The following is a 19286-nucleotide window of genomic DNA, read 5'->3' on the forward strand; positions in this document are numbered from 1 at the left end:
AAAGATCTCCTATATAGGAGATCTTAGCCGAAATAATGTAGGATATTTGCGAGTGCATCTTCTTTAAACACGGGTTTTCCATATTCTTCAAGACGGTGAATCGTCACTGGAGATGAACGCAAGTACTCAGAGATAATACTAACATTATTTTTAATGTCTTCCTCTGAATGTAGAACTTCGTCAAAACTTGTATGCAAGTAATACTTATTTTCGAAATGATACACTGAAGATTCAATCGGCACATAAATTAAACGACGTGCAATTGGTAATAACTCTTCAACTTCTGAAAAAATAAATGTATATTCAAGTTTTTTCACATCAGGTTCATCAAAGACTGGTTCAAATTCATCGAACTCCGCTGTCTCCGTTTCTTCACTTGCAAACATTTTGCGACGTTCTTCTATATCATCAGGCAAGTCGAGCTTTTGCCCATCTTTTGTTAGTTGAGCGCGTGTCACAGTTACTTCTAGACCTTTTTCCATGGCCTGAACTTGAATCCAAAGTGGACCTTCCATTACGAAATCGGCTTCTTCGTTGACTTCATCCATCATTTCCCAAAAAAGCTCTTCACTTTTATCTCTGTTAAACCAGATTTCGTCACGGCTAAACCCTCGCTCTTCAACGTCGAGATAGGAAATGTAAAATTTAACTGTGTTGTCGTTTATGCGTTCTATTTCCATTTTACACCTCTCCTTTACGGTTGGACTAAGAGAACATTACTCAGAGCCGTGCTTTAGTACTTCTACCTAGTATATCTTTATTTGTAGATAAAGAAAAAGTTTATGCCTATTATCCGAATTGGATGTAAGTACATCGAGTTTAATGTATTTATCTGATAAATGCAATTAAATTTATATAAAGAAAAGCTGCCCGAGATCTCTTATGAAATACCATAAAGACCGGACAGCTCGTGTGATTATTGTTAGTTTACCATTCGCTGAGCTTCTAGCAATTGATAAGCTCTAACTTTACGTGGCAAGAAGCGACGAATTTCATCCTCATTGTACCCGACCTGTAGACGTTTTTCATCCATAATAATTGGACGGCGTAGCAATCCAGGGTGTTCCTGGATTAACTCATATAAACGCTGAAGTGGTAAACTTTCTACATCTACATTCAATTTTTGGAATATTTTAGAACGCGTAGAGATAATTTCATCTGTACCGTCTTCAGTCATACGTAAGATTTCTTTGATTTCACTAATTGTAAGTGGCTCAGAAAAAATATTGCGTTCAGTATATGGAATGTCGTGTTCCTCAAGCCAAGCTTTTGCTTTTCTGCAAGATGTGCAGCTCGGAGAAGTAAATAATGTAACCATCATAGTGGAGCACTTCCTTTCGGATTCATGAAAATTTAATGTAATTCATTTTCCAATTTAGAATCATTATAGTTTAGAGGCTCTACATTCATTATACAATGTATGCAGTTATTTTAATAGTGTATCTCAGTAATTAATTTAATAAAGGAGCTTTTTGTCACAATTTGACTATATATTCATTATATTTTTATTGCTACATTCTAAATTTACCCCATTTAAAGTTGTCGCAAACTTCTAAACTAACATTTTTATTCTCATTTACAAAATCTTTTTGAAAATAAGTTCTACACTTATATATTACGTTTGAAATCAGGAAAAGTTTCATATCTGTATAATTTTAATGAAATTATCACATATCGGTTAAGGAGTATAGTCTACACCTTTTGAATATGAATTTCCTGCGTTCCAAAGAAGATATTCTTCTATTCCATGTTCGTTCAATGCTTTGATTTGTGCTTCTACTTCTGCTTTTCCATAGCTCTTGTAATTACCTGCACCTAAGTAACTTGCAGTGAAATCTTGAAGCCAAGGTCTTGATACAGGTGGATTTTTTAATTTACCTAATACCTTATTTTCTGCTTTTGCATATTCACTGACTAGTTTATAAGGTTGTAAATCAGGATTCGAAATACCAAAATAAGCAGTTCCCCAATGACTTGGGTATATCATTGACGAAATAACATCTACGTTCTCAGAGATTTTCGAAAAATTTTGTCCAATACCAGGTGCTTCAGGTAAAGTAGCAGCATATCCGAATATATCGACTGATACTTCTATTCCATAAGGCTCTAATTGCTCTTTAGCATAGGCTACGAAGTCTGTTACCGCCTCTACTCTTCTTTGTATTGGATCAGCTTTAGAGTCTTCGTACTCGCCAAAAGAATAAGTTAAATCATCTGCACGATTTTCAAACCCTTCTGGAAATCTCACATAATCAAATTGAACTTCTTTAAATCCAAGTTTTGCAGCCTCAATGGCAATTTGAACGTTATAATCCCATACTTCTTTAAGAAAAGGATTAACAAATGAATCACCACCGTTATTTTTCCAAACTTGATCGCCTTCCATAAACGTTAGCTCAGGCCGCTTTTCCGCTAACAAGGTATCTTTAAACACAACGACGCGTGCGATCGGATAGATCTCTTTTTCTTCTAATCTTTCTAGCATTGCTCGCGGATTTTTTATCAATGCTTGACCAATTTCTAGCTCTGCTAATGAAGAGCCTTCTTCAGGTATATACGTTAAGTGCCCTACATCTTCCTTTATATCAATTACCATTGCATTTAAGTCTGTCGTCTCTACAAGATTAATCAATGAATCGAATCGTTCTCCTCCAGCAGAATGAGCTGTAACGAAAATTCCTCGAACAGCATCCGGATAATTAAATTCTAGTCCTGAATCAAATTTAAATAAGCCAGAGGAAGCTAACACTTGTGAGTCTAGTTGAACTGTATGATAAGTCCTCGGCGTAAAATCAGGCGTTTTTTCTTTCTCAGCTGCATATACGTTCCCTGCACCTACTAATCCAATACTTACTGTACAAATAGCTAACCACTTCCAGGTTGTTATCATTACCCGCACCCCTTTTTCTACTTTAGCAATAGAACTGTTATCAATTTTTTATGGATTAAAAATCCATTTGATTCATGTTATCCATTGTTCTTCCATTCTATCATTTTTTTGACTTCTTAAAGTGAAATAATTATGTTAAATCTAAAGATGTTTGAACATAAAAAAACAATGTCCCGAAGGACATTGTTTTTTTATTGATTTACTGCTGCTGCTTTGATAGATTCAAACTCACGCTCTGAACATTGGACAAAATGGCCAGGGCTGATTTCTCTCATCCGAACATCATCAGCTTTTGTATATTCGTGAACGGCAGGATCATATGATTTACGAACCCGATTACGCTCATAGTTTGGATCTGGAAGCGGAATCGCTGACAACAATGATTGCGTATATGGATGCAATGGATTCTTGTATAACTCTTCTGCAGGAGCCAGTTCGACTAATTTACCAAAGTACATAACTCCAATACGATCAGAGATATACTTAACCATCGATAAATCATGCGCGATGAATAAGAATGTTAACCCTTTTTCAACTTGAAGTTCTTTTAGTAAGTTTACAACTTGTGCTTGAATGGAAACGTCCAAAGCCGAGATTGGCTCATCGGCAATGATGAAATCAGGGTCCACCGCTAAAGCACGGGCAATTCCAAGACGCTGACGTTGTCCACCAGAGAATTCATGCGGATAACGGTTTGCATGCTCTTTGTTAAGTCCAACTGTTTCTAACAAATCATAAACCATCTTTTTACGTTCTGTTTGATTTTTTGCCAAACCATGAATATCAATGCCTTCAGCAATAATGTCCATAACTTTCATACGCTGGTTTAAAGACGCATACGGATCTTGGAAAATCATTTGCATTTTGCGATTGAATTTCTTTAAATCCTGTTTTGATTTTTTTCCATGAACATTTTCACCTTCATAGAAAACATCACCATCAGTAGCATCGTACAAACGAATAATCGAACGACCGGTTGTAGATTTCCCACAGCCTGATTCGCCAACTAATCCTAAAGTTTCTCCTCTATAAATATCGAAGCTAATATCATCTACTGCGCGGACTTCATTTGCTTTACCGATATTGAAATATTGCTTCAGGTTTTTAATTTCGAGTAATTTCTCAGCCATTACACCGCGCCCCCTTCATAATATCTGCTTCCTGGGAATTTCTTCATGCGTTCAATAACAGTTAAAGGTGGCTCTACTTGAGGTGCGTCTGGATGCAATAACCATGTAGCAGCCGAGTGCGTCTCACTAACTTTAAAGAATGGAGGGTTTTGCTCCATATCAATTTTTAGTGCATATTCACTTCGAAGTGCAAATGCATCTCCTTTTGGTGGATCCAATAAATCAGGAGGCGTTCCAGGAATTGCATACAATTTAGCATCTTCCGTGTCCAAAGAAGGCATTGAACTTAATAAGCCCCATGTATACGGATGTTGCGGGTTGTAGAATACCTCATCAACCGTTCCAATTTCAACAATTTTCCCACCGTACATAACTGCTACACGGTCTGCTACGTTAGCAACAACACCAAGATCATGTGTGATAAAAATAATAGATGTATCGATTTTTTTCTGCAAATCTTTCATCAATTCAAGAATTTGCGCTTGAATCGTCACATCAAGTGCAGTTGTAGGTTCATCTGCAATCAAGATTTTTGGATTACAAGCCAATGAGATGGCAATTACAATACGTTGACGCTGTCCACCTGAGAATTGGTGTGGATATTGCTTCATACGCAATTCTGGTTTTGGCATACCAACTAAACGCAATAAATCAATTGCTACTTTTTTCGCTTCAGTTTTGCTGATTTTTTGGTGCTTTAACAAAGGTTCTGTTAATTGACGCCCAATCGGCATTGTTGGATTCAATGATGTCATGGGATCCTGGAAAATCATCGAAATTTCTTTTCCGCGAATTTTTTGCATCTCTTTATCGCTTAACTTCGTTAAATCACGGCCATCAAATAAAATCTCACCATTTTTAAATTCTGCTGATTGCTCTGGTAACAACCGCATGATCGATTTCGTCGTAACAGATTTCCCTGAACCCGACTCCCCTACAATTGCCAAAGTTTCACCTTTATTTAAATCAAAGTTAACCCCACGTATCGCTTTAACTTCCCCAGCTTGGGTGTTAAAGGAAAGTTCAAGGTTTTTTACTTCTAAAATTTTCTCCATTTTTAACTTTCCTCCTTAATCTTTCATCTTCGGATCGAGGGCATCACGAAGTCCATCACCAATTAAGTTGAATGCAATCATGATTAAACTCAACAAGACGGCCGGGAATGCTAAAATATGTGGCGCAAATTGAATTAATGCATACCCATCGTTGATCAATGTTCCAAGCGATGCATCTGGCGCTTGAAGCCCCAGTCCGATAAAGCTTAAGAAAGCTTCGAAGAAGATAGCACTTGGAATTGTGAACATTGTGTTGATGATGATTACACCTAAAACGTTTGGCATTAAATGCTTCCAAATAATACGGCTATCACTAGCGCCTAATGTACGTGCTGCCAAAACGAATTCTTGGCTCTTGTATTTAAGAACTTGTCCACGAACAACTCGGGACATTCCCGTCCATCCGGTGATGGTTAAGGCAATGATAATGGCCAATATCCCGGGGTCCATAATCAAGATAAAGAGAATTACGACAACCAAGTTTGGAATACCAGTTAAAATTTCAACGATACGCTGCATAAAGTCATCTACACGCCCACCGAAGTAACCTGAAACGCCTCCGTAAATTACCCCGATTAGCATATCAATTGCTGCTGCTACAAAAGCAATAAACAAGGACACTTGCGTTCCTTTCCAAACACGAGAGAACATATCGCGTCCGAGTCCATCTGTTCCGAACCAGTAATTTACTTCCACATTTTTTAATTCATACAAATCAACTTTTTCTCCACCCAATGTTCCAACTCCATTTAAAATTCCTAGTTTTTCAACACCTGGAATTTTTGGCGGTAAGTTTGCGTGAGTAATTGTTTGAGCATTCGGCTCATATGGACTAATAACTGGACCTAAAAAAGACATGATTACGATTAGGCCAAATAAAATTAAACTAAATAACGCACCTTTATTTTTACGAATACGATACCAAGCATCTTGCCAAAAGCTGACGCTTGGTTTTGTAATACGTTCAGCTTGTTTAGCGTCTAACGTAATACGTTCAAACGAACCTTTCGGCAATTCTGGGATTTTATCAAAGTTCTGAGTCATTAACTTTTACCTCCTGAAAGACGGATACGAGGATCAATGATGCCATACAAAATATCTACTAACAGGATGATCACTATTAGGAATACCGAGAAGAAGATAGTAGTTCCCATGATGATTGCGAAATCATTAACCATAATCGATTTAACAAATTGCTCACCGATTCCTGGAATTGCAAAAATCTGTTCGACAACTAAAGATCCTGTAAGAATCGCTACAGCCATTGGTCCTAACACCGTGATTAACGGTATCAATGCGTTACGAAATGCATGCTTAAATGCAATTTCAGAGCCACTAGCACCTTTAGCTTTTGCTAATGTAATATAATCTGAGCCTAAAACTTCAATCATTTCAGTGCGAATAAAACGTGCCGCAGTTGCGAGCGGGAACATTGCTAATGCGATAGATGGTAACACACTAGACATAAAGCCATCTTTCCACAAAGCTACCGGGAACAAATCCCATTTTAAACCGAACCAGTACTGTAATAAAGAAGCGAATACGAAAGAAGGAATTGAAATTCCGACAATCGCTATAAAAGTACTTGTATAGTCGACCCAAGTATTTTGTCTTAAAGCCGCAACCATTCCCAGCAAGATTCCTAGGACTGTCCCTAATACCATTCCCTGGAAACCAATTTGAGCTGAAGGACCCATTCGGCTTAAAATGACATCTGTAACATCTGCGCCTTTAAATTGGTTAATGGAAATACCTAAATCACCTTGCACTAAACCAAACATATAGTCGAAATACTGAACCGGAAGTGGTTTATCCAATCCGTATCTTGCTTCAACGACTGCCCTTTGTTCTGGAGACAATTTATCTGCGGAAGCCACGGGGGAGCCAGGTAATATTTTCATTAAGAAAAATGTAAATGTAGCAATCAATGCCAAAGTGATGATCATATAAATTAAACGTTTGCCTATATACTTCGCCATAGTGCACCTCCAAAATAATTCTATTTAACAAGTCTGTCTAATAAACGCCAGACTTGCAACATTCATGAGTTAGCAGAAAATGGTCAATTTTCGGTTAATTCCTTTGCATTAGAAAAGAGAGTATATCAATCTAAAAATGCGATATACTCTCTCTCTATTTTGTTTTCACAGTAGCGGGATTAAGTTATTATTTACCCGAAATGTATGCCCATTTGTAAGAGAAATCTCCACCGAATGGGTGTTTGATAATGTCGTTAACATATGGTTGTTGAAGAGCCATAGCTCCACGCTGATAGATTGGTGCGATTGCAGCATCGTCAGCTAATAGAATTTTCTCAGCTTGAGCCATTGCTTCCCAACGTCCAGCTGCATCTGTAGCCAATTCGCCTTTAGCAGATTCAACTAAAGCATCATATTCTGGGTTTGAGTAACCCATTTTGTTTTGAGGAGATCCAGTAACAAACAAATCGATGAATGTCATAGGATCCTGGTAATCTGGTCCCCATCCAGCAGTTTGAATGTCATAGTCCTGAGCTTCGTCAAGTTCTAAACGAACACCGAAAGGTACTGCTTTAAGATCGATAGTTAGACCTTCAAGGTTTTCTTCAAGTTGTGCTTTCAAGTACGCATCCATGTTTTTAGCAGTTTCAGTATCGCCACCCAAGATTTCAAGTGTAACTTCTTCTACTCCTAGTTCTTCAAGACCAGTAGCCCAAAGCTTTCCAGCTTCTTCAGCATTAAATTCAATTAGGTCTCCGTTAACATCACGGAAATCAGCTTTGCTTTCATCAAAAGAAAACTCAGTTGGTACTAAGAAGTTAGCTGGTAGAGAACCGTTAGCTAATACTACGTCAACTAGATCTTGCTTGTTGAAACCTTGTGCAATTGCTTTACGGATGTTGACGTTAGCAAGTGCGTTTTTCTCGCCTTTACGTTCTTGGTTAAGTTTAAAGTAGAAAAGAGTTGGTTCTAAATCAGTTACTAGGTTTTCATCATTTGCATATTGTCTTGCAAACTCACCAGCAAGACCAGCACGATCTTTTTCACCAGAGTTGTAAAGGTTAACTGCAGTAGCAGGTTCTTTTACAACGTCTACGTTGATTGTATCAAGTTTAACTGTTTCAGCATCCCAGTATTCAGGGTTTTTCTGCATTTTCCAAGTTAAACCAGTTCCGTCCCAATCAGTTAATGTGAATGGTCCGTTAAAGATTAAGTTTTCAGAATTAGAAGCGTAAGCGTCACCTTTTTCAGTAACGAAAGCTTCGTTCTGTGGGTAGAAAGTTGGGAATGACATTAATGACATAAAGTAAGGTACTGGACGCTCTAATTGAACTTCTAGAGTGTTATCGTCAACAGCCTTAACTGCCAATTCAGTCGGTTCCATTTCTCCTGCAGCAATTTCAGTAGCATTTACAATCGAACCAGCCATCATGTAAGCTCCGTATGGAGAACCAGTGTCAGGATCAATTGAACGTTGCCAAGAGTATACAAAATCTTTAGCAGTAACTGGTGTACCATCTGACCAGTTAGAATCACGTAATTTGAATGTGTAAGTTAGACCATCTTCGCTGACTTCAGGCTCGCCATCAGCAAGTGCTGGTTCAGCAACATTTTCTTTGTTTAAACGGAAAAGTCCTTCGTTAACATTATTGAAAATGTTAAACGCAACTGCATCTTCAGCTAGTGAAATATCCATTGTTGGAATTTCAGCGCTTTCCATCAAGTTTAAAACTTGTTCTGCGTCTGGTTCCCCAGCTGTTTGATTTCCTTCTTTTTTGTCAGTTCCTGTGTCTTCTTCATCACTGCCACCACATGCGGCTAGAAAAGCACTAAGAACTAAAACTAGGCTTAGTAGCCAAAAAATCTTACTATTCTTCACTAAATTGACCCCCTCGAATTTTCTGAAAAATTGGTACACAGTTAATTATACATAATATTTTTTTCTTGTACAGAACTTTTTTGCTAATTTTTACACTCTTGTAACAATTGCGTTACATTAACATTACACAAAGTCTCTCGAATGTTGGATTTGTAAGCGTTTTCGCCGTCTACGATAAATATAGTTTTTTTGATTTTTTTTTATATTTCTTCTACAATTGATAAGAATTGAGGTGCACAAATTGAAAAAGATGATTTTTTCATTTTTAATTATTCAACTATTAATATTTATAACGACGATTCTACGAGCAGATGGTTTCACTTTGTTAACCTATATTAACAACTCATTTATTTACGGAGGCATCTTACTTTTTTTAGGATTATGGGTTTTTGTCATCCGGACAGGAGTTTTTGATATATTTACAATGAGTATGAGAAAAGCTTTTAAAATGAAATCAACATTAGAAGATGACGAAATGCGTCCTCCTTCAGAAGCTTTAGCTTTCTCTAGTTCCTTTTTACTCGTCACTGGTAGCCTTACCTTACTAATTATGTTGATTTGTTTAGTCGTTTATAGCATCTAATATTGCTTAAGAAATTGTTTATGTATTATAATAAGACTATATAAAATGGGCAATGATAAAGAAGAGTAAATGCAGTTCCTTCTATAATAGAGAGTCTGTGGTTGGTGTAAACAGATGGAGTGCTGCATTGAATGGACTTTGGAGCTGAATTGGCGAATGTATAGTAGTCAATTCCGTGTTCTTCACGTTAAGAAGAAGAGTGGCCGGGAACGGCAACTAGGGTGGTACCGCGGAAACACATCATTCGTCCCTTTTTTTAGGGATGTGTGCTGTGTTTTTAATTTGAGGAGGAATATTAGATGAAGAAGAAAATTTTTTCAGGCGTTCAGCCTACCGGTACGGTCACACTCGGAAATTACATAGGTGCGTTTAAACAATTTACTGAGTTGCAAGATGAATATGATTGCATCTTTTGTATTGTTGATCAACACGCTATCACTATGCCTCAAGATCGATTAGAACTACGTAAAAATATTAAGGCATTGGCTGCGCTTTATCTTGCAGTTGGAATCGATCCAGAAAAAGTAACTTTGTTTATTCAATCAGAAGTTCCAGCGCACGCACAAGCTGGCTGGATGTTGCAATGCGTCTCGACCATCGGAGAACTTGAACGCATGACACAATACAAAGATAAGTCGGCAAAAAACACTTCTGTTTTAGCAGGATTATTAACCTATCCACCTCTAATGGCTGGTGATATTCTATTGTATCAAACTGATATTGTGCCAGTTGGCGATGACCAAAAACAACATATCGAACTGACACGCGATTTAGCGGAGCGCTTTAACCGCAAATACAATGACATCTTTACGATCCCTGACATTCGCATTCCAAAAAACGGGGCGCGTATTATGTCCTTGCAAGACCCTACAAAAAAAATGAGTAAATCCGATCCAAACAAAAAAGCCATCATTACTTTGCTTGATGACTTAAAAACTATTGAAAAGAAAATCAAGAGTGCTGTAACAGATTCAGAAGGAATTGTTAGTTACGATCCGATCAATAAACCTGGAGTAGCTAATTTATTGACTATTGAAGCTGCCTTAACTGGTGAAAGTATTGATAACTTAGTTTCAAAATACGAAGGTTCTGGTTACGGTGACTTTAAATCCTCTGTAGCAAAAGCTGTAACAGAGCATTTAGCGCCGATTCAAGAACGCTACAAAGCCCTATTAGATTCCGATGAATTAGATGCAATTTTAGACGCTGGAGCAGAAAAAGCAAATTTCCTTGCAAATAAAACCTTAAAGAAAATGGAAAATGCAATGGGCCTTGGTCGAAAAAGAAAGTAAGAAAAAGGAGCTGCGAAATTCGCAGCTCCTTTTGATTTATTTTATTTATTCTGCAGTAACAGGTTTTTCACTGCTTACAGCTAAATCAGACAAGTACATTTCAGTACCATCGCCAATTGCGTAGTTTAATACACGGTCATTGACTGGACTTAGTATTGCACGGTATAAAGTTGGGAATACCGGTACTTCATCTACCATTAATTGCTGCCACTCATTGTAAACGTCTTGACGGAACGCTAAATCAAACGCTTCTGCTGAACGTCCTTCTTTTAGAAGACGTTCGTTTTCTTCGTTATCCCAACGCGGGAAGTTGTATAAAGCTTCTGCTCCGTAAAGTCCTGAAGGATCTACATCAATTCCAACACCCCAAGCTGCTTGATAAACATCAACGTCTGGGTTGTCTTCTCCGCCGTTACCAACACGGTCGTAGAAAGTGTTAAATTCGAGCATTTCTAAATTCACTTTTAAGCCAACTGTTTCCCAAGACTGAACATAATACTGAGCTAAAGGTTCAGCCGTATCCCCACCAGTCATTGAAATAAAGTTGATTTCTAATGGATTGCCTTCTGGATCTTCGCGGAAACCATCACCATCTGTATCTTCATAACCTGCATCATCTAGAAGTGTTTTTGCTACTTCTGGATCGTATGCTCTTCCTTCGTTTGTATCATCATGGAATTCAGGATGCGACGGTGGAATTAATGTTGTTGCATTCCAACGCAATCCATTATAGAAGCGTTCGCCAACAGCTGTATTGTCAACCGCATGCCACATTGCTTTACGAAGTTCTACATCTCCCATTTTCGCATCTGGATTAGGTTTTACCCGATTTTCCTCTGCATCCCATGTTCCTAGTTTAAATCCAACGTACGTATAAGCACGATCTATTGCTCCTAAAAATTCTACATTGGACATTTCCGCGTTATCTGGGAATTGATCTACTGGGAAATCACTGATCAAGTCTACTCCACCCGTTTCCAGTTCTTGAACAACTGTTGAGCTGCTGATGACTTTGATTGTAACACCATCAAGTTTTGGTTCACCGCGCCAGTAATCTTCGTTCTTTGTAAGTGTTACAGATTCTCCTGGAACAATGCTATCTACTTTAAATGGTCCAAAACCGATTGGATTTTCCCGTACTTCTGGAGATGAAGAAATATCTGCTACGGCCATGTCTCCAAAAATATGCTTAGCTAATGGGTATGACCAAATGCTTCCTGTTAATAGAGAAGGAGTTGATTCGATATACGTAATTTTCAATGTCTTCTCATCAACTACTTCAATACCTGAAATCGTATCCGCTTTCCCGCTATTATACTCTTCCATTCCTTCGATATTAGTGAAATCTGAGTTGTAGCGAGGGCCGTCATAATCTTTATTGCCGATTACTTCATGAGCAAATAACCAATCTTCTGCAGTAACAGGTTTACCGTCATGCCAGTTTACATTGTCGCCAATTTTAAATGTAAATGTGCGTCCATCTTCAGAAACTTCATATGTTGCAGCTCCATCATTTGTGTACACATAGTTTTCATCCCAAGTTAACAAACCTTCATCAAACCAGTTTAAAATTTCTGCATCGGGTGCACCAGAGTAAAAGTTCCAGTTTAGTGTTCCTTCAAATACTGTATCCGATACTAAACCAAATGTGATCTTACCACCATCGATAGCTTCGCCTTCGTTTGTTTTTACATTGCTAAAATCATCGATCGAATACAGCCCATCATCTTTTGCTTCCTGTTTGCCATCAGCGTCTTTTTTGCTACCGCTATCTTTTGTTGCCTCATCATCTCCACTACATGCTGCTAATAACAATGCTAATGACATAACCAATAATTTAGGCTTATTACTTTTCTTCATTTTTTATTTCCCCCTTTAGTATGAGATAAAATAATTGCTGTTTACATGTTTCAGAATAAAATGTTGAATCCACTTTCAGACTTTTATCCCCTTTCTCCCGCTATTTATTACCCTCTTCGTTGTCGGGCATCAGTAGCTCGTTTTAAAGCTTGCCCAACGTTATTTATACTAAGCATCAATACTAAAATTAGAATCGATGCAGGTAACCAAATCCACCATCTTAATTCCAAAGTTTGAGGGTTACGTGCATAACTAATTAGCGTCCCTAAACTAGGCGTCGATTCTGGAAAGCCAAATCCTAAAAAGGATAAGCCAGACTCTATTCCGATATTTGCTGCCAAATTTAGCGTCATTGTAACGATAATGATTGAACTTAAATTTGGAAGCACTTGGAAAAACATGATTTTAAAATTTGATGTTCCCAATGTTTTAGAAGCTTTTACGTAGTCTAGCTCTTTTTCCTGCAGCGCTTTGGATCGTATGAGACGGGCGATTCCCATCCATAAGAACGCTGTCATTATTAAAGAAAATGAGACAATGCTATAACCAGGTACAGCCGTAACAAATGCGATAACTATCATCAACGTAGGCAATACCATGAAAAAATCAACAAATCGCATAAAAATATTATCAACTGTGCCACCATAATATCCGGACACGAGTCCTACTAATATACCGATAATTCCTGTTAGTAAAGTGATTAAAATACCGATAGCTAATGAATTTCGCGTACCAATGATTAATTGACCAAAAATATCACGACCACCGTAATCAGTTCCTAACCAATACATAGAAGATGGAGCCTCATAAAGAGCAAACAAATCAACTTTGATGATATCGTCTTGGTCGAGAATAACTGAAGTTCCGAAAACGCCTACAATGGTTAAAAACAAAAATGCTAACGAAACTAGTGCAACTTTATCCCGTATTAATTCTCTTAGTAATATACTAAATCCGGATGGGCTTTTAGCGAGATCCACATCTGGGATTTGTGTTCCACCGTCTTTATCAAGTCTCATATTTACACCTCAAAATTATCATTTATTATTTAATTCGAATACGTGGATCTACTAAACTCAAGATAATATCTGATAACAACGCTCCTATGATTGCGGCAAGTCCAAACAAAAGTACAAGCGCTGTCATTACACTGTAATCACGCAAACTGATTGAAGAAAGGAATAACTCTCCCATCCCTGGATAACCAAAGATACTCTCTATGAATATCGTTCCACCAATCAATCCAGTTATTTCGTATCCAAAGAACGCCGCGATTGGAAGCAGGGAATTTCTTAATACGTGACGATTATAGACACGTGATTCGGATGCACCTTTCGCTCGAGCTGTTACGATAAAATCTTTTTGCTTTGTATCAATAATCTCACTTCTCAAATACTGAACTGTCGAAACAGTGGTAATCAATGCCATCGATAAAGCTGGCAATAATAAATGATTTATTTTGCTGATAAAATATTCGAATGTTCCTGGTGTAGTACCAGGTGTGACACTACCGCTAGTTGGGAACCAGCTTAATTGGAAGCCGAAAATAAATAACATAACTAATGCAAAAATAAATAATGGTGCTGCAAATCCAATATACGTATAACCCGTAATTGCACGGTCTAACCAAGTATCATTAAACCGGCCACTAATAATCCCAAGTGGAATTGCGATTAAATACGTTAAAATTAATGTTGCTAAAGATAACCATAGCGTATTGATCATTCGGGCTCCGATTAAATCAGCTACTGGCATTTTAAAACGGAATGATTGCCCAAAATCTCCTTGTACAACGCCTTTAATCCAGTCTATGTACTGTACATACCAAGGATTGTTCAATCCAAGACGTTCTCTCATTGCCTCGATTGTAGCCGGATCAATACTTGGATCAATTAATCCAGTTAATGCATCACCAGGCATAGCCTGAGCTAAAATGAATACTAACAGACTTAAGACAATAATTTGCGGGATGGTGATAAGTGTTCTCCGAACAATTAATTTCCACATATCCCCAAGCTCCCTTCTGCAATAGCTACGTGGTGAGTAGCTGATATTGGTTTTAAGGAGAATGGCAAGCCATCTTCATCAAAAAAGTCTTTTTCTAAATTATCGTATTCAGATTTCACCCGTTTTCGATTTTCGTAATGCATTTCTCGTTTGCGCGGATCGCTATCAGGGATTGCAGCGATTAACCGTTTCGTATAAATATGTTGTGGATTTGTAAATATCTCCTCTGCAGTTCCCTGCTCAACATATCGACCTTTGTACATAATGCCAATATGATCACACATATGACGAATAATTCCTAAATCGTGACTAATAAATAGATACGTTAAATTGAGTTCTTTTTGAATTTCACGCATAAAATTCAATACTTGAGCTTGTACCGATACATCTAAAGCCGATACTGGTTCGTCAGCAATAATCAATTTAGGTTTTAAAGCAATTGCTCGGGCAATACCAATCCTTTGTCGCTGTCCTCCAGAAAATTCATGCGGATATTTATAAATTGCTTCTGGACTAAGCCCAACCAATTCCATAAGTTCTTGAATGCGTGTATGTTCTTCTGCTGCAGATAGGTTTTCATAATTACGAAGCGGTTCTGCTACAATATCTATTACTCTTTTTTTAGGATTTAACGATGAAAATGGATCTTGGAAAATCATTTGTATATCTTTTCGGACGTCGATATACTCTTTTTTACTAACCGTCGCCAAATCTCTTCCTTCAAACATTACTTTTCCTGAAGTAATATCATTTAAGCCGATAATGGCGCGCCCTGTCGTTGTTTTTCCTGATCCAGATTCTCCAACGAGCCCGTAAGTTTGACCTTGTTCAATCGAAAATGAGACGCCATCTACCGCGCGAACATGATCCTTCACAGTTTGAAATACACCGCCACGGATAGGAAAGTGGACTTTCAAATTTTCAACTTCAATTAGCGACATAATTGCGCTCCTCCTTGGCTTGTTCTGGGAAGTAAAAGTCTTTATAGCAGGTGCAGCGCACAAAGTGACCAAGACTGATTTCGTGCAGTTCTGGTGAAGCTTCATGAGATGACTCTTCGATCCATGGGATACGGCTTGCAAAGCGACAGCCTGTTCTAGGCAAATTTTGAAGTGATGGTACAACACCTTGAATGACGTGAAGATCAGATTTTACTTCTGCCAATGTTGGAATTGAATTTAAAAGAGAGCGTGTATATGGATGTTGCGGATTTTCCATTAATGTATAAATATCTGCAATTTCTACAATTTGCCCCGCATACATAACCGCCACTCGGTCAGCCATTTCAGCGACCACTCCTAAATCATGCGTGATCAAAATAATGCCAGCATGCATCGTATCTTTTAATTCTTTGATCAAATCTAAAATTTGCGATTGAATCGTTACATCTAATGCTGTTGTCGGTTCATCTGCTATCAATAGTTCAGGCTGATTTGAAATGGCCATTGCTATAACAATACGTTGACGCATACCTCCTGATAGTTCATGTGGATACTGATAATAGGTTTTTTCAGGACGTGGGATGCCGACTTGGTTTAATAAATTAATTACTTGTTTTTTTCGAAGGCTTTTTGAGATTTTGGGATTGTGAAGAAAAATGGCTTCATCGATTTGTGCTCCCACTACCATGAGCGGATTAAGCGCAGAAAGAGCATCTTGAAAAATCATTCCCATTTCACTACCTCGTAGCTGCTTCATATAATTTGCATTTGCTGTTGCTAAATTATTTCCTTTGTAATTGATTTCCCCTTCAATTTTCGCTCTTGTATGAAGACCCATAATCGAAAATGCAAATGCACTTTTTCCAGAACCAGACTCACCTACAATTGCAAGAACTTCATTTTTTTTGATTGTTAACGATACATCGTCAACAGCGGCATAATAATCATCTTTAATTCTAAAAGATGTTTTCAAATTTTTGATTTCAAGCAAAACTTCGCTCACATTTATCCCCCTTAAGCTAAATCATTTTATTCCAAATAGAACTTTTCAACTCCTCATTCTGTTTTTTTAATTTTCAGTTTTAATAGAACAAAAAAATTGTTGCATCAACTTAAACTGCGATTCGTGCTTTTGTGCTATTGTGCTGTTATCTATATTTCATTATATTTAGAATAGCATAACAATTCGGTTAGTCGACAGTTTTTTTCAATTTTATATAAAATATTGGTTATTTTACCTTTTATTTTACTATTTTGATATAAAAAAGGCATTCTGCGTAAGATTTTGCAGAATGCCTTTTTATATTAAAATTAAATTTTCTTAAATACGAGTGAAGCGTTGTGTCCACCAAAGCCGAGTGAATTACTCATCGCAAAATTAAAGTCAGCTTTACGCGCTGTGTTTGGAACATAATCTAAATCGCATTGTTCGTCAGGCGTTTCGTAATTTGTCGTTGGAGGCATGATACCTTCTTGCAATGCCAATGCTGTGAAAATCGCTTCAACCCCACCAGCAGCTCCAAGTAAATGACCTGTCATAGATTTAGTTGAGCTCATCCCTAAATTATAAGCATGATCACCAAATACTGTTTTTACGGCCATTGTTTCGTATAAATCATTATAAGCTGTACTAGTACCGTGCGCATTAATATAGCCAATATCCGTTTTTTCAATTCCAGCATCTGCTATAGCTTGTGCCATTGCACGTGCTGCACCTTCTCCACCTTCTGCAGGTGCAGTAATATGATACGCATCACCTGTTGAACCATAACCAATAATTTCTGCATAAATTTTGGCACCACGTGCTTTTGCAAACTCGTACTCTTCAAGAATCACAATTCCTGCACCTTCGCCGATCACAAAACCATCACGGTTTTTATCAAAAGGACGAGATGCTGTAGCGGCATCTGTATTTGTCGACAAGGCTGTGTTTGCAGTAAATCCGGCTACTGACAATTGAGTAATAGGCGCTTCTGCACCACCGGAAATCATCGCATCTGCATCTCCGCGCTGAATCACTTTAAATGCATCACCAATCGAGTTTGTACCTGAAGCACATGCCGTTACAGAACAAGAATTAATCGCTTTAGCACCAAAATAAATGGATACTTGGCCAGATGCCATATCTGGAATAATCATTGGAATTAAGAACGGACTAATACGACGTACGCCACGTGTATTTAGAACATTCATCTGATTTTCAATTGTTTCCATTCCACCAATACCGGAACCAATCCAAACACCCGTACGCAAAGCCGTTTTTTCATCTAGTTCAAGATTGGCATCTTTCATAGCCATAATGGAAGCAGCAAGCGCGTAATGCGTGAAACGATCCATTTTACGTGCTTCTTTCTTTTCTACATATTCTTCTATCGAAAAGTCTTTAACTTCTGCAGCAACTTTCGCAGAAAATAAATCCGAATCTAATCTAGTAAGTGGACCAACTCCGGATTTACCGTTTTTGATTGCTTCCCACGTTGTTTCAATATTATTTCCTAAAGGTGTAACTGCGCCAATCCCTGTAATGACTACTCGGCGATTTTCCATTCTATCTTCTTCCTTTCGCATAGCTAATTATTTGCCCCACTTCATTGCAATTGCACCCCATGTTAAACCGCCGCCGAATCCGACCATGACAATAACATCGTCGTCTTTAATGCGACCTTCTTCTACATCTTCAACTAGAGAGATCGGAATAGACGCTGCTGATGTGTTGCCATATTTATGAATCGTTTTTGACATTTTTTCAACGGGTAAACCTAAACGTTCTCTAGAGGCTTCCATGATGCGAATATTTGCTTGATGTGGTATGAGAAAATCAACATCTTCTTTTTGTAATCCTGCTTTTTCGATAACATTTATGGCTGATTCACCCATTTGACGTACCGCAAATTTAAATACCTCACGACCGTTCATCACAAGGTGTTCGTCTTGATAAAGATGTTTGCCACCTCGACCATCAGCACCTAGTTCAAAAGATAAAATCCCTCGTCCTTCTGACACTTTGCCGATAACTGCAGCTCCTGCACCATCTCCAAAGAGAACAGCTGTATTACGGTCTTCCCAGTTAGTAATTTTCGATAATTTTTCCACACCAACGACAAGAACATATTTATATACATCAGAATCAATAAATTGTTTTGCAGTGATAACGCCGTACATAAATCCTGCACACGCAGCCGATACGTCCATGGCTGCTGCATTAACTGCTCCAATTTCCTGTTGGATTACACAAGCCATTGACGGAAAAGGCTGGTCAGGTGTAACTGTCGCTACTAGGATTAAACCGATCTCAGCCGGATCGATATTCGCGTCTTTAATCGCTTTTTTTGCCGCTTCACGTGCCATATCAGAAGTGTCTTGTTCGTCTTTAGCAATTCGGCGTTCTTCTATACCTGTCATAGTACGGATCCATTCGTCATTGGTATCCATACGCTGTTCTAATTGAAAATTTGTTAATCTATCTTCCGGCAGGCATCTGCCTATACCGATTATTCCAGCACTCATTTTGTATCCCTCATTTCAATTATCATCATCTATTAGTACCTGGTGTTAATAATACGCCATCTACTATTCAATTTCAACTAACTGACATATTTCAGACAAATTATCTTCATTCTCCATAATCTTTCTTTCTGTCTGTTAAGGCTTGTGCTATGATTAAGCTAGA

The 19286-nt window shown here is 38.0% G+C and carries 17 protein-coding genes and 1 other annotated feature; of the genes, 2 read left to right on the plus strand and 15 right to left on the minus strand.

Features of this window, described 5'->3' with window-relative positions; translation table 11 throughout:
• Nucleotides 1-23 precede the first annotated feature (23 nt).
• The 8 genes from mecA to PLANO_RS10740 form a co-directional block, all read right to left on the minus strand.
• Nucleotides 24-680 (minus strand): adaptor protein MecA, encoded by a 657-nt coding sequence (gene mecA / locus PLANO_RS10705; RefSeq protein ID WP_038704439.1) that lies wholly within the window; start codon nt 678-680, stop codon nt 24-26.
• Nucleotides 681-922: 242 nt separating this feature from the next.
• Nucleotides 923-1318, minus strand: coding sequence for a transcriptional regulator SpxA (gene spxA / locus PLANO_RS10710; RefSeq protein WP_008429739.1), 396 nt, complete (start codon nt 1316-1318; stop codon nt 923-925).
• A gap of 360 nt (nt 1319-1678) precedes the next feature.
• Nucleotides 1679-2890 (minus strand): putative glycoside hydrolase, encoded by a 1212-nt coding sequence (locus PLANO_RS10715; protein WP_038704440.1) that lies wholly within the window; start codon nt 2888-2890, stop codon nt 1679-1681.
• 191 nt (nt 2891-3081) lie between these two features.
• Nucleotides 3082-4020, minus strand: coding sequence for an ABC transporter ATP-binding protein (locus tag PLANO_RS10720; RefSeq protein ID WP_038704441.1), 939 nt, complete (start codon nt 4018-4020; stop codon nt 3082-3084).
• Complete coding sequence (locus PLANO_RS10725; protein WP_038704442.1) at nt 4020-5075, minus strand: ABC transporter ATP-binding protein; 1056 nt, start codon at nt 5073-5075, stop codon at nt 4020-4022. Before PLANO_RS10725 ends, PLANO_RS10720 begins: the two co-directional genes overlap by 1 nt.
• Before the next feature lie 15 nt (nt 5076-5090).
• The gene (opp3C, locus tag PLANO_RS10730; protein WP_038704443.1) at nt 5091-6119 is read right to left on the minus strand and encodes an oligopeptide ABC transporter permease; all 1029 of its coding nucleotides are present in this window, start codon (nt 6117-6119) and stop codon (nt 5091-5093) included.
• Entirely contained in the window at nt 6119-7054 is a 936-nt protein-coding gene (gene opp3b, locus PLANO_RS10735; RefSeq protein ID WP_038704444.1) for an oligopeptide ABC transporter permease, read from the minus strand. Before opp3b ends, opp3C begins: the two co-directional genes overlap by 1 nt.
• A gap of 187 nt (nt 7055-7241) precedes the next feature.
• Nucleotides 7242-8933 carry a peptide ABC transporter substrate-binding protein gene (locus tag PLANO_RS10740; protein WP_038704445.1) on the minus strand — a complete coding sequence of 564 codons (1692 nt, stop codon included), beginning with the start codon at nt 8931-8933 and terminating at the stop codon, nt 7242-7244.
• Nucleotides 8934-9183: 250 nt separating this feature from the next.
• Between PLANO_RS10740 and PLANO_RS10745 the strand changes: the two genes are divergently transcribed.
• Both PLANO_RS10745 and trpS read left to right on the plus strand, forming a co-directional pair.
• Nucleotides 9184-9516, plus strand: coding sequence for a DUF3899 domain-containing protein (locus PLANO_RS10745; RefSeq protein ID WP_231554785.1), 333 nt, complete (start codon nt 9184-9186; stop codon nt 9514-9516).
• A 43-nt stretch (nt 9517-9559) separates the two neighbouring features.
• Nucleotides 9560-9771, plus strand: a binding site (T-box leader).
• Between the two features lie 44 nt (nt 9772-9815).
• Nucleotides 9816-10808 carry a tryptophan--tRNA ligase gene (gene trpS / locus PLANO_RS10750; RefSeq protein WP_038704447.1) on the plus strand — a complete coding sequence of 331 codons (993 nt, stop codon included), beginning with the start codon at nt 9816-9818 and terminating at the stop codon, nt 10806-10808.
• Between the two features lie 45 nt (nt 10809-10853).
• Here trpS and opp4A read toward each other — a convergent pair whose 3' ends face one another.
• The 7 genes from opp4A to PLANO_RS10785 form a co-directional block, all read right to left on the minus strand.
• Entirely contained in the window at nt 10854-12668 is a 1815-nt protein-coding gene (gene opp4A / locus PLANO_RS10755) for an oligopeptide ABC transporter substrate-binding protein (RefSeq protein WP_038704448.1), read from the minus strand.
• A gap of 107 nt (nt 12669-12775) precedes the next feature.
• Nucleotides 12776-13687: an ABC transporter permease gene (locus tag PLANO_RS10760; protein ID WP_038704449.1), complete on the minus strand. Its 912-nt coding sequence runs from the start codon at nt 13685-13687 to the stop codon at nt 12776-12778.
• 25 nt (nt 13688-13712) lie between these two features.
• Complete coding sequence (opp4B, locus tag PLANO_RS10765) at nt 13713-14675, minus strand: oligopeptide ABC transporter permease (RefSeq protein ID WP_038704450.1); 963 nt, start codon at nt 14673-14675, stop codon at nt 13713-13715.
• A complete protein-coding gene (locus PLANO_RS10770) occupies nt 14663-15616 on the minus strand; it encodes an ABC transporter ATP-binding protein (protein ID WP_038704451.1) in 954 nt (317 codons plus the stop codon). Before PLANO_RS10770 ends, opp4B begins: the two co-directional genes overlap by 13 nt.
• Nucleotides 15603-16619, minus strand: coding sequence for an ABC transporter ATP-binding protein (locus tag PLANO_RS10775; protein ID WP_038704452.1), 1017 nt, complete (start codon nt 16617-16619; stop codon nt 15603-15605). Before PLANO_RS10775 ends, PLANO_RS10770 begins: the two co-directional genes overlap by 14 nt.
• A 308-nt stretch (nt 16620-16927) precedes the next feature.
• Nucleotides 16928-18163, minus strand: a complete 1236-nt coding sequence (fabF, locus tag PLANO_RS10780; RefSeq protein ID WP_038704453.1) for a beta-ketoacyl-ACP synthase II — start codon at nt 18161-18163, stop codon at nt 16928-16930.
• Nucleotides 18164-18190: 27 nt separating this feature from the next.
• On the minus strand, nt 18191-19123 hold the full coding sequence (locus PLANO_RS10785) for a beta-ketoacyl-ACP synthase III (RefSeq protein ID WP_038704454.1): 933 nt from the start codon (nt 19121-19123) through the stop codon (nt 18191-18193).
• Nucleotides 19124-19286: the final 163 nt, after the last annotated feature.

Source organism: Planococcus sp. PAMC 21323 (genome assembly GCF_000785555.1).
Lineage (GTDB): Bacteria > Bacillota > Bacilli > Bacillales_A > Planococcaceae > Planococcus.